The 11239-nt window shown below is 72.3% G+C and carries 9 protein-coding genes and 1 pseudogene; 4 read left to right on the top strand and 6 right to left on the bottom strand.

Translation table 11 applies throughout. The features are described 5' to 3' along the window. The 5 genes from ETD96_RS47710 to ETD96_RS31700 form a co-directional block, all read right to left on the bottom strand. Positions 1 to 1127, bottom strand: a 1127-nt coding sequence (locus ETD96_RS47710; protein ID WP_138640170.1) for a serine/threonine-protein kinase, incomplete at its 3' end; no start/stop codon positions are given. 51 nt (positions 1128 to 1178) lie between these two features. Further along, on the bottom strand, positions 1179 to 2060 hold the full coding sequence (locus tag ETD96_RS31715; RefSeq protein ID WP_138640169.1) for a serine/threonine-protein kinase: 882 nt from the start codon (positions 2058 to 2060) through the stop codon (positions 1179 to 1181). A gap of 77 nt (positions 2061 to 2137) precedes the next feature. Next, positions 2138 to 3088: an acyl-ACP desaturase gene (locus ETD96_RS31710; protein ID WP_138640168.1), complete on the bottom strand. Its 951-nt coding sequence runs from the start codon at positions 3086 to 3088 to the stop codon at positions 2138 to 2140. A 197-nt stretch (positions 3089 to 3285) separates the two neighbouring features. Next, positions 3286 to 4053 carry an SDR family NAD(P)-dependent oxidoreductase gene (locus tag ETD96_RS31705; protein WP_138640167.1) on the bottom strand — a complete coding sequence of 256 codons (768 nt, stop codon included), beginning with the start codon at positions 4051 to 4053 and terminating at the stop codon, positions 3286 to 3288. Positions 4054 to 4118: 65 nt separating this feature from the next. After that, positions 4119 to 4784 (bottom strand): NADPH-dependent F420 reductase, encoded by a 666-nt coding sequence (locus tag ETD96_RS31700; RefSeq protein ID WP_138640166.1) that lies wholly within the window; start codon positions 4782 to 4784, stop codon positions 4119 to 4121. An 82-nt stretch (positions 4785 to 4866) separates the two neighbouring features. On the opposite strand from ETD96_RS31700, the gene ETD96_RS31695 reads away from it, so the two are divergent. Continuing rightward, positions 4867 to 5232: a winged helix-turn-helix transcriptional regulator gene (locus ETD96_RS31695; RefSeq protein ID WP_205719542.1), complete on the top strand. Its 366-nt coding sequence runs from the start codon at positions 4867 to 4869 to the stop codon at positions 5230 to 5232. On the opposite strand, the gene ETD96_RS31690 is transcribed toward ETD96_RS31695, so the two are convergent. After that, positions 5219 to 6001: an enoyl-CoA hydratase/isomerase family protein gene (locus tag ETD96_RS31690; RefSeq protein ID WP_138640165.1), complete on the bottom strand. Its 783-nt coding sequence runs from the start codon at positions 5999 to 6001 to the stop codon at positions 5219 to 5221. The genes ETD96_RS31695 and ETD96_RS31690 overlap by 14 nt on opposite strands. Positions 6002 to 6110: 109 nt before the next feature. Here ETD96_RS31690 and ETD96_RS47965 point away from each other — a divergent pair. The 3 genes and pseudogenes from ETD96_RS47965 to ETD96_RS31680 form a co-directional block, all read left to right on the top strand. Next, positions 6111 to 7562, top strand: a pseudogene (locus tag ETD96_RS47965) (SNF2 helicase-associated domain-containing protein); the annotation flags it as partial. Then, entirely contained in the window at positions 7548 to 10529 is a 2982-nt protein-coding gene (locus ETD96_RS46100) for an SNF2-related protein (protein WP_338072620.1), read from the top strand. The pseudogene ETD96_RS47965 and the gene ETD96_RS46100, both read left to right, overlap by 15 nt. Next, the coding region (locus ETD96_RS31680; RefSeq protein ID WP_138640163.1) for an SWIM zinc finger family protein at positions 10529 to 11239 on the top strand (711 nt) is incomplete at its 3' end. The genes ETD96_RS46100 and ETD96_RS31680, both read left to right, overlap by 1 nt.

Genomic DNA, 11239 nt, shown 5'->3' with positions numbered 1-11239 from the left:
GCCTTGAACTGGGCGGGCGGCGGGCCCGGCGGCGGTGGCGGCGGCGCGGCGGGCGGCAACTGGCCGACGAAGTCGCGGGGCTGCGCCGGGACGGGCGCCGGCGCGGGCGCGGGCAGCGCGTTCCCGCCCGGGGTCGTCGCGGGCGGCGGCGGGGCCGGAACGTCCTGGGAGGTGTCCGGCGGCGACCCCGTCACCGGCATCGAGAACATCCGGGAGTGGTCGGGCGCCGGCTCGTCCACGGACGTGCCGTCCGCCGGCGCGACCGGCGGCACGGCCGGAGCCGGGTAGTGTCGGTCGACGCGGGTCTGGTCGGTGATGGTGGCTTCGAGGTGGATCCGCCGGGTGAGCTGCACCAGCTTCACGGCGGTGGGGCGCTCGGCCGGGTGCCGCGCCATCGCCGACCGCAGCACCGGGAGCAGCGCGTCCGGCACGCCGTCCAGGTCGGGCGTGCCCTGCATGATCTTGTAGAAGATCGATTCGAAGGTGCCGGAGCCGAAGGGGGGCCGGCCGGTGGCGGCGTAGGCCACGGTCCCGGCCCAGGCGTGCACGTCCGACGGCGGGCCCGCGTCCTCGCCCTCGATGATCTCCGGGGCGAGGTAGCCGGGGGTGCCGATGACCATCCCGGTCGCGGTGAGCCGGGTCGCGTCGGCGGCCTGCGCGATGCCGAAGTCGATGACGACGGGCTCGCCGTCCACGAGCATCACGTTGCCGGGCTTCATGTCGCGGTGCACGATCCCGGCGCCGTGGATCGCCGACAGCGCCGCCGCCAGCCCGACGCCGAGCCGCTGCAGCCCCGGCCCGTAGATCGGCCCGGCGTCCTCGACGACCTCTTCGAGCGTCCGGCCGGGGACGTACTGGGTCACGATGTAGGGCTGGTCGGCGGTCACGTCGGCGTCGAGGATCTCCGCGACGTGCGGGCTGTGCACCCTGCGCATCGAGTCGACCTCGCGGGCCAGCCGGCGGCGCGCCGTGGCGTCGCCCGCGACCGCGGGCCGCAGCACCTTGATGGCCACGTTGCGCCCCTCGGCGTCGGCGCCGAGGTAGACGACGCCCATGCCCCCTTCCCCGAGGGTCTGCAGGACGCTGTAGTGGCCGATTCGGTCCCCGGACGTGACGGCTCCCTTCATCGTTTCCGAAACCCTACCCTCGACGCCGCGGACGGGCGGCTTCCGACGACGTCACGCGGCCACCCCGTCACGGGCGGTCACCGGCCCGCCCCGCCGGGAGCGGTGCCCGGCGGGCCCCCTGCCGGGCCCTCTGCCGGGCTTTCCGGCGGGTTCCCCCGCGAGCGCGCCCGCGAACCAGCGCGCGGACGGGCGCCGGGACGGATCGCGCCGCAGCGCCGCCCGCAGCAGCCCGGCCACCGGGGCGGGGACGCCGTCCAGGTCGGCCTGGCCGCGCAGGATCCGGAAGCACACCCCGTGCAGCGAGCCGCGCCCGAACGGCGGGCGGCCCGTCGCCGCGTACGCGACGGTCGCCGCCCAGGAGAACACGTCCGACGCGGTGGTGGCGCGCTCCCCCTCGATCAGCTCCGGGGCCAGGTAGGCGGGCGTCCCCACGACCATCCCGCGCTTGGTGAGCTGCTCGGCGCCGGCCTCGTGCGCGATCCCGAAGTCGATCAGCGTGGGCCGGTCGCCCAGCACGATGACGTTGCCCGGCGACACGTCGCGGTGCAGCACGCCCGCGTCGTGGACGTCGCCGAGCGCGAGCGCCAGCCGGCGCGCGAACCGGGCGAGCCGGTCGCCGCGCAGCGGCCCGTACGCCGCGATCAGGTCGTTCAGCGGGCAGCCCGGCACGTACTCCATGACCACGTGCGGCCGCTCCGCGGTGATCGCCCCGTCCAGCAGGCGGGCGACGTGGGCGCTGCGCACCCGCGCCTGCGCCCGCATCTCCCGTGCCAGCCGGTCGATCGCCTCCTGTACCCCCGTCAGTTCGGGTATCAGCTCCTTGACCGCGACCTCGCGGCCCTCGGAGTCCATGGCGAGGTACACCACGGCCGTGCTCCCCCGGCCGATCTCGCCCAGCAACCGATACCCGCCCAGTCGCCGATGCGTCCCCATGCATGCTTTGACGCCGGGAACGGGGGCCGCGTTCCCGCGGGACCCGGTCGGAACGCGGTCGGAACCGGGGCCGGGGCTCAGCCCTTGCGGGCGGCCTGGCGGGCGCGGCGCTCCTCGCGGCGGGTCTCGAACTTGACGGCGGCGGCGTCGAGCTGCTCCAGGAACTCGCCCAGCTCCTCGCGGGCCTTCTCGCCGTCGCCGGACAGGTCGGTGCGGTCGAACACGCCCCACTTGCGCAGCACGGGGACGAGCACGTCGTCGTGGTGCAGCCGCAGGTCGTAGATGCCGGCGTTGGCGATGATCACGGACTTGCGGAGGAAGCCGTCGATGCTGTGGCCGGGCATCTGGAAGCCCTTCACCACGTCGGTGATCGCCCGCATCGTCTCGTTCGGGGCGGCCTCCAGCGCGGCGGCCATCAGGTTCCGGTAGAAGATCATGTGGAGGTTCTCGTCCGCGGCGATGCGGGCCATCATCTGCTCGCAGATCGGGTCGCCGGACGCCTTGCCGGTGTTGCGGTGCGACACGCGGGTGGCCAGCTCCTGGAACGACACGTACGCCGAGCCGTGCAGGAACGAGTCGCCGTGGTCGGCCTCGTAGCCGGCCTCCATGTGGTGCATGCGGGCGCGCTCCAGCGCGACCGGGTCGACCGCGCGGGTCACGGTGAGGTAGTCGCGCAGGACGATGCCGTGCCGGTTCTCCTCGGCCGTCCAGCGGTTGACCCAGGTGCCCCAGGCGCCCTCGCGGCCGTAGACGGTGGCGATGGCGCGGTGGTAGCCGGGGAGGTTGTCCTCGGTGAGCAGGTTGACGATGAGCGACTCGCGCGCCTCGACGCTCAGCTTCGACTGCTCCAGCGACCAGGGCTCGCCGTCGAGCGGCCCGTCGTAGTCGCGGCCCTGGCCCCACGGGACGTACTGGTGCGGGAACCATTCCTTGGCCATCGAGAGGTGCCGGTTCAGTTCCTTCTCGACCACCGGCTCGAGGTCGTGCAGGATGCCGGTCTGGAACTTCTCTGCGGGGGTCACGGACATGCGGTTCCTTCGCTGGGACGAGGTGGACTTGCCGGACGCGGGCCGCGTCCGCGGCTCGATCGGTGCGCCCAGCAGGCCGTACACAACCTACTCAAGCGTAGGTTCGATCGTCGCCATTGGCCGTGACCCCCGTCAAGTCAGCACCGCCACAATCAACCCACGGGAAGTTTTGTAGACCTGAGCAAAGCGGCGCGGCGTCAGCGCGTGTCGGCGGCCTGCTGCCACATGCGGTTCACGGCCGCCCTGAGCAGCGGTCTTGGCACGAGCTTCAGCGCCGGCATGGCCGCCTTGTACTGCATGCCGGGGACGCACAGCGCGCGCCCGGCGGCCACCGCGTCCAGGCCCGCGCGCGCCACGTCGTCCCGGCGCAGCCACAGCAGGTTGGCGGGGACGTCGTCCTCGGTGCGGGTGAAGCCGGGGCACAGCGCGGTCACGTGCACGCCCTTGCCCGACACCTCCGCGTGCAGGCTCTCGGAGAACGACGCCACGTACGCCTTGGAGGCCCCGTAGGTGGCGCTGCCGGGCGACGGCGCGAACCCCGACATCGAGGCGACGTTCAGCACCCCGCCCCGGCCGCGCTCGACCATCCCCGGCAGCGCGGCGTGCGTGAGCCGGACGAGCGCGGTGACGTTCAGCTCGATCTGCGCCAGATGGTCGTCCAGCGGCAGCTCCGCGAACGCTCCAAAAGCGCCGTACCCCGCGTTGTTCACCAGCAGCTCGACCGGGTCGGCGCGCAGCCTCCCCTCGACCTCGGCGCGCTGCGCGGGGTCGGTGAGGTCGGCGGCCACCACCTCCACCGCGACCCGGTACCGCTCGACCAGCTCGCGGGCCAGCCCGTCCAGCAGCTCGGCGCGGCGCGCCACGATCACCAGGTCGGCGCCGCGGCCGGCCAGCAGCCGCGCGAAGCTCTCCCCGATGCCGCTGGACGCGCCCGTCACGAGCGCGGTTCGGTACGCGTGTCGCATGGCGGCAGATGCTATCGACGGAACCGCAATGACCCCGGCAGCACACTCGAAAACAGAAGTAACGGTTAACCCTCACTTACCGACGTGCGCCGCGGGTCGCCGCCGGCGAACGCGGGCGGCGGCAGCATCGCGGACGGGTCCTCGCCCGCGACCCACAGCCCGACCACGAACGCGGCCGCCGCCTCCAGCAGCCCGGCCCGCTCCAGGCTCCCGCCGTCCATCGGGACGCAGCCGAGATCCGCGACGAGCGTCCTGACCGCGGCGAGCGCCTCCGCGTCGTCCCCGCACAGCGGCACGCCGAGCGGCCGCCCGCCGAACTCCGGGGGCTCCATCCGCCACACGCTCTCGTGGCACAGATTGAACGCCTTGACGACACGCGCGCCGGTGGCGTCCGCGACGCGCCGCGCCGCCGAGGGGCCGCCCGCCGTCTTGAGCCGCTCGAACGGCGGCTCCATCGGGTTCGTGCAGTCGATCAGCACCCGCCCGTCCAGCGGGCCCGCCGCGCGCAGGACGTCGGGGACGCCCTCGTGCCACACGGCGAGCAGCACCGCGTCCGCGTCCACCGCCGCCTCCCGCAGGGTGCCGCCGGCCGCGCCGTTCCCGATCCGCTCCGCCAGCGCCACCGCCTTCGCGGGCGTGCGCGCCCCGATCCGCACCTCATGCCCCTTACGCGCCCACTGCGTCGCCAGCGCGTCCGCCATGTCCCCGGCGCCCAGCACTCCGATCCGCATGATGACCTCCCGCTCGATTACCGTCGGACGGGACGCTAAGCGGTCCGTTCGGCACCATCTGGTGCGTATCGGGAGGGGCAGGATGGCCGACGAGACCATGGACGAATTCATCGCCGACTGCCGCACGCGGCTCGGCCTCGACCTGCTGTCGGGGACCTGGACCGGCGTGGTGCTCTGGTCGCTGCGCGACGGCCCCCGCCGTCCGGGCGAGCTGCGGGAGCGCATCGGCGGCATCAGCCAGAAGGTCCTGACCGAGACACTGCGGCGCCTGGAGCAGAACGGCCTGGTGGTGCGGCGCCGCTACGCCGAGGCACCACCGCGTGTGGAGTACGAGCTGACCGGCCCTGGGCGGGGGCTGATCGAGCCCTTGTCCGCCCTGGGCCGGTGGACCGAGCGCTACGCCGACGAGGTACTGGACGCCCAGGAGCGCGCGCTCAGCGGCCGGTGAACTTCGCCTTGCCCGGGCCTTCCTCCATAAAGCTCTTCATGCCGTTCGCCTGGTCGTCGGTGGCGAACAGGGCGGCGAACTGCGTCCGCTCGATCTCCAGGCCGGTGTCGAGGTCGACCTCCAGGCCCCGGTCGATGGCCTGCTTGGCGGCGCGCAGCGCGATCGCCGGGCCGCCGGCGAACGTCGCCGCCCATTCCTTCGCGGCGGTGTAGACGTCGGCGTCCGGGACGACCCGGTCGACGAGGCCGAGGGCGAGCGCCTCGTCCGCCTTGACGTGCCGTCCGGAGAAGATCAGGTCCTTCGCGCGGGACGGGCCGATCAGCCGGGACAGCCGCTGCGTGCCGCCCGCGCCGGGGATGATGCCGAGCTGGATCTCCGGCTGCCCCACCTTGGCGCCCTCGCCCGCGACGCGGAAGTCGGCGGTCAGCGCCACCTCCAGCCCGCCGCCGAGCGCGTACCCGGTGATCGCGGCGATGACCGGCTTCGGGATCGCGGCCAGCTCCCTGGTGAAGTCCTGCAGGAGGCGGGACGGCGCGCCCGACATCTCCGCGTACGACATGGGCGCCATCTCCTTGATGTCCGCCCCGGCCGCGAACACCTTCTCCCCGCCGTACAGCACGACCGCGCCGACCTCGGCGTCCTCGGACACCTGGCGCGCCGCGTCGATCAGCTCCCGCTGCATCTGGGCGTTCAGGGCGTTCATCTTGGGACGGTCCAGCCTGATCGTCGCGACCCCGTCCTCGACCTCGACCCGTACGAACTCGCCCACGGCGACCCTCCTGTGCATCCGGCGGTGAACGTCCCCGAGCCTAGTCAGCGGCGGGTGCGGCGGTTGTGACGGGTCGTGCTGTCAGAGGCTGCTGGTAGCTTCGGTGACCATGCTCGTCGCCCACGCCACCTGGCATGGCGGTGCGCTCTGCCTGTGGGCCGAGCGCACCGGCCCGTACGAGCCGTCACCGGACGTGCACCCCTTCGCGACCTGCGATTTCACCGGGACGTCGTACGAGCCGCTCGTCCGCACCGGGTTCCGCGTCGAGCTGGCGATGACGCTGCCGACGCACGGCGACCATCCGCTGCCCTCGGTGGAGCTCGGCCCCGAGCCGGTGCGGGACGAGCCGGAGCTGCGGCCGTGGCGGGTGCCCGCGCTGGTCCTCGAACCGTTCCCCGCGATGGCGCTGCTCCAGGCGGCCGAGCACAGCGGCGACGTCGTCCCCGGCACCGACCTGCGGTTCCTGTGCCTGCTCGCGGACGAGGCCGTCCACCTCGCCGGGCGCGGCCACGTGCTGCCCGCCCTGCTGCGCGAGGACGGCGACCTCGTGGCGCGGTGGCGCCCGGTGATCGACGACCCGGCCCGCTTCCGCGACCTCGTGCGCGCCATGCCCGCCGCGTGCCGCGCGGCCGACGGCGGGCGCCCCGCCGCCGAGGTGCTGCGGGAGGCGCTGTCCGGGCTGGTCGACACGGCCGTCCGGGGCGTGGTGCCGCATCCGCTGCTGGTGTCGCGGCGCAAGGAGCCCGACCGGCTGCCGCTCGCCGAGCGCTGGGTGATGGCGCTGACCGGGCCGTCCGCCGCCGTCGCCCGCGAACCGCGCGACGACCCCGCCGACCTGATCGCCGAGCTGGACGCGTGGGCCGCCGCCGCGCGCCGCCCGTCCGGCCCGCTGCGTGTCTGCTTCCGCCTCGCCGAGCCCGGCGCGGCGGAGTTCACGGAGAAGCAGGAGTTCGGCGAGGCCGCCGACCGCGAGAAGCCCGACTCCGATTCCTGGCGGGTCGAGTTCGCGCTGCAGGGCACCGACGACCCCAGCCTCTACGTCCCGGCGGCGCTGGTCTGGGACGGCGAGGCCACCTCGATCCCGGACGCGGAGGAGACCCTCCTCGGCGGCCTCGGCCGGGCGCTGCGCCTGTTCCCCGACATGGCGCCCGCGCTGAACGGCCCCGCGCCGGCCGAGCTCGTGCTCGACACCGCGGGCGCGTTCCGCTTCCTGCGCCAGGCGGCCCCGATGCTCGCCGCCGCCGGTTTCGGCGTCCTGCTCCCCCAGTGGGCGGGCAAGGCGAAGCTCGGCATGAAGCTGACCACCCGCACCGAGGACCCGGAGGCCACCGCCGGGGCGGCGGCGCCCTCCGGCTTCGACCTGAAGGCCATGGTCGGCTTCCGCTGGGACCTCGCCATCGGCGACGAGAGCATCGACGAGGCCGAGCTGGAGGAGCTGGCCCGCCTGAAGACCCCGCTCGTCCGCCTGCGCGGCCAGTGGGTGGAGCTGGACGAGCGGCAGCTCGAAGCGGCCCTCGACTTCCTGCGCCACCCGCGCCGGGGCCGGATGACCGCCGCCGAGGCGATCCGCGCGATCGTCCACGCGGGCGACGACGCGCTGCCGCTCACCGAGGTCGACGCGGGCGGCCCCCTCGGCGACCTGCTCTCCGGCGAGGCCGACCGCCGCCTCACCCCCGTCCCAACGCCCCGGGATTTCAACGGAGAGCTGCGCCCATTCCAGGAGCGAGGACTTTCTTGGCTCCACTTCATGAACAATCTCAAAATCGGTGGAATTCTCGCAGACTCGATGGGGCTCGGTAAATGTCTGAGCCCAGATGATCTCATTTATGCCAATGGCGCCATCAGTAAAGCCAAAGACATTTGGGCCCATTATGCAGTAACCACAGAACACGATGGTGAAGGCACCTGGGCGATACCCTCGAAGCCCATCATCGTCAATTCCGTCGACACGACAGGGCGCATCGTCACGGCTCCAGTAATCAGGCTGTACCGGCAACACATCTGCGAGCCTCTCCGCCGCGTCCGGCTGAACGACGGCAGCGAAATCACCATCACCCGCCGCCACCGTCTACATGGGGTGGACGGCTGGACCCGAGATCTGCGCCCCGGCGACCGGATCTGCGTTCCCGCCCGGCTGCACCACAACGGCGACCCGCTGGACGAGGACCTGACCGTGTTTCTCGCCTGGCAGATCTCCGAGGGCTGCGAGCCCACTAGGTACGACGCAAGCATCAGCCAGAAGGACGTCCGGGTACTGGCCGATCTGCGCACCCGCCTCCTGCGCATAGGTGAACGGTTCCAACTCCGGGTCAACCATCCCAGGCTCGTCCCCGCCGACGAAACCCATGGCTCGCACCTCCGCTTCAGCAGCAAGGCGTACTGCGAGTTCGTGGAGTCCGAACTGGGCTACCGGTGGGGCCGGGTGTCCAAGCACAAGAAGATTCCCGACGCCATTGTCGCCGCCGACGATGACACGGTCGCACTCTTTTTGCGACACTATTTCGCCGCCGAGTCGGCGGTACTCGAAGAGTCAGGCGTCATCGAGATCTCCTCGGCGTCCGTGTTCATCATCCGGCAACTCGCCACCATGCTGCGCCGGTTCGGTGTCTGGCTGCGCGCGCGCACCAAATACAAGTGCGCGACCAACGGCACGCGTATCAAGCGCCCCTATCAGGTGGGCATCATCGGAGGACCGAGCCTCCGCCGATTCCGAACGCATGTCGGCATCGCCGACCCGCTCAAGCAGGCCAAGCTCGACCGAATCTGCGAGACGATTCCCAACACCAACACCGAAGGCGTCCCCGGCAGCGACCTCCTCCGCGCTGCTCGTGAGCTCACGGGTCTCCCCATGCTGCACTTCGGCGTGGCGTGCGCGTACTTCACCGGAACTCAGGAACCGTCACGGGAGACCGCTCTCCAAGCAGTCGAGGCGATGGACCATATTCTGTCTGGAGAGGCGGCGGCCGCATACGCCTCCCGGCCGAAGAGCAAGTGGTCGGCCCGGACCCTCGCCGCCTATGAGACCCTCGATAAGGAGGGCCTGCGCTCCATCCGCGACCTCCTCCACGCGCGCGCCACCCGTGAGGTCTTCTACGCGACCGTCGTATCCGTGGAGGACATTGACTACGAGGGCTACGTCTACGACTTCGAGGTCGCTGGGCATCACAACTACGTGGCTGAAGGTGTGCTCTGTCACAACACCGCTCAGACGTTGGCGCTTCTTGCCTCCGAGCGGGAGGACGCCCGCCCGGGTCCGACGCTCTTGATCGGGCCGATGTCGCTGGTCGGGAACTGGCAGCGGGAGGCGGCGCGGTTCACCCCCAAGCTGCGCGTCCACGTCCACCACGGGACGGGGCGGCACCGCGGCGACGAGCTGGCCGAGGCCGTCGCGGGCGCCGACCTGGTGCTGACCACCTACGGGACGGCCGCGCGGGACGCCGAGGCGCTCGCGGCGATCGACTGGGAGCGGGTGATCTGCGACGAGGCGCAGGCGCTCAAGAACAGCGCGACGCGGCAGGCGCGGGCCGTGCGGAGCATCCCGGCGCGCACCCGGATCGCGCTCACCGGCACCCCGGTCGAGAACCACCTGACCGAGCTGTGGTCGATCATGGAGTTCGCGAACCCGGGGCTGCTCGGGCCGCGCGCGGAGTTCCGGCGGCGGTTCGCGATCCCGATCGAGCGGGAGGGCGACGAGCAGGCGGCGCTGGCGCTGAAGCGGGCCACCCAGCCGTTCATCCTGCGCCGCCTCAAGACCGACAAGTCGATCATCTCCGACCTGCCGGAGAAGCAGGAGATCAAGGTCTACTGCAACCTCACCACCGAGCAGGCGTCCCTGTACCGGGCGACCGTCGACGACATGCTCCAGCAGATCGCCGAGGCCGACGAGAAGCAGCGGCGCGGGCTCGTCCTCGCGACGATGGCGAAGCTCAAGCAGGTCTGCAACCACCCGGCGCAGCTCCTCAAGGACGGCTCGCGCCTCCCCGGCCGCTCCGGCAAGCTCCAGCGCCTGGAGGAGATCTGCGCCGAGGTCATGGAGCAGGGCGAGAAGGCCCTCGTCTTCACCCAGTACGCCGAGTTCGGCTCGATGCTCCAGCCCTACCTCGCCGCGCGCCTCGAACGCCCCGTCCTGTGGCTGCACGGCGGGACGTCCAAGCAGGCCCGCGACGACCTCGTCCAGCACTTCCAGCACGATCCCGAGCCGGCGGTGTTCCTGCTGTCCCTCAAGGCCGCCGGGACGGGCCTGACCCTCACCGCCGCGAACCACGTCGTGCACGTCGACCGCTGGTGGAACCCCGCCGTCGAGGACCAGGCCACCGACCGCGCGTTCCGCATCGGCCAGACGCGCAACGTCCAGGTCCGCAAGTTCATCTGCGTCGGCACGATGGAGGAGCGCGTCGACGAGATGATCGAGCGCAAGAAGGCCCTCGCCGAGTCGATCGTCGGCACCGGCGAGGACTGGCTCACCGAGCTGTCGGTCGCCGAGCTCCGCGACGTGCTGCGGCTGTCCCCCGAGGCGGTGAGCGACTGATGGACGACGACGTGCGGGGCATCGAGGGCGTCGAGGGGATCAGGGCCCGCAACAAGCGCGGCTCGATCGGCACCGAGTGGTGGTCGCGGCGCTTCATCGACCTCGTCGAGTCGTTCGCCGACAAGGGCCGGCTCCAGCGCGGCCGCACCTACGCCCGCAAGGGCAACGTGTTCGACCTGCGCGTCGAGCCGTACGAGGTCACCGCGAAGGTGCACGGCTCGGCGCCCGAGCCCTACGAGGTGGCGCTCGGCATCGACGCGATCGACGAGGCGGACTGGCGGGCCGTCGAGCGGGAGCTGGCGTCCCGCGCGGTGTTCCGGGCCCGGCTGCTGGCCGGGGAGATGCCGCCGGAGATCGAGTGGGTGTTCGCCGAGCTCGGCCTCGCGCTCTTCCCCGGCTCGGCGTCCGACCTGCACCTCATGTGCGACTGCCCCGACTGGGGCGACCCGTGCAAGCACGCCGCCGCCGTCCTGTACCTGCTCGCGGAGGCGTTCGACGACGACCCGTTCCTCATCCTGCAATGGAACGGCCGGGGCCGCGACCGGCTCCTCGCCGGCCTGCGGCGCGGCGCCGCGGCCGAACCCGACCCGCTCGACGTCGAGGACGAACCGCTGACGGCCGCCGGCTTCTGGACTCCCCCGTCCGGCCTGGCGCGCCTGCGCGAGCGCCCGCCCGCACCACCGGTCCCGCCCGGCTTCGTCCTCCAGGCT

The sequence above is a fragment of the Actinomadura geliboluensis genome (genome assembly GCF_005889745.1).
Lineage (GTDB): Bacteria > Actinomycetota > Actinomycetes > Streptosporangiales > Streptosporangiaceae > Spirillospora > Spirillospora geliboluensis.
Note: the sequence above shows the minus strand (reverse complement) of the source record. Positions and strands in the feature narration are given on the sequence as shown.

Bases quoted from the DNA above. Each gene is read 5' to 3' on its own strand.
- ETD96_RS31715 (WP_138640169.1), bottom strand. From the start codon at position 2,060: ATGGGGACGCATCGGCGACTGGGCGGGTATCGGTTGCTGGGCGAGATC.
- ETD96_RS31710 (WP_138640168.1), bottom strand. From the start codon at position 3,088: ATGTCCGTGACCCCCGCAGAGAAGTTCCAGACCGGCATCCTGCACGAC.
- ETD96_RS31705 (WP_138640167.1), bottom strand. From the start codon at position 4,053: ATGCGACACGCGTACCGAACCGCGCTCGTGACGGGCGCGTCCAGCGGC.
- ETD96_RS31700 (WP_138640166.1), bottom strand. From the start codon at position 4,784: ATGCGGATCGGAGTGCTGGGCGCCGGGGACATGGCGGACGCGCTGGCG.
- ETD96_RS31695 (WP_205719542.1), top strand. From the start codon at position 4,867: ATGGCCGACGAGACCATGGACGAATTCATCGCCGACTGCCGCACGCGG.
- ETD96_RS46100 (WP_338072620.1), top strand. From the start codon at position 7,548: ATGACCGCCGCCGAGGCGATCCGCGCGATCGTCCACGCGGGCGACGAC.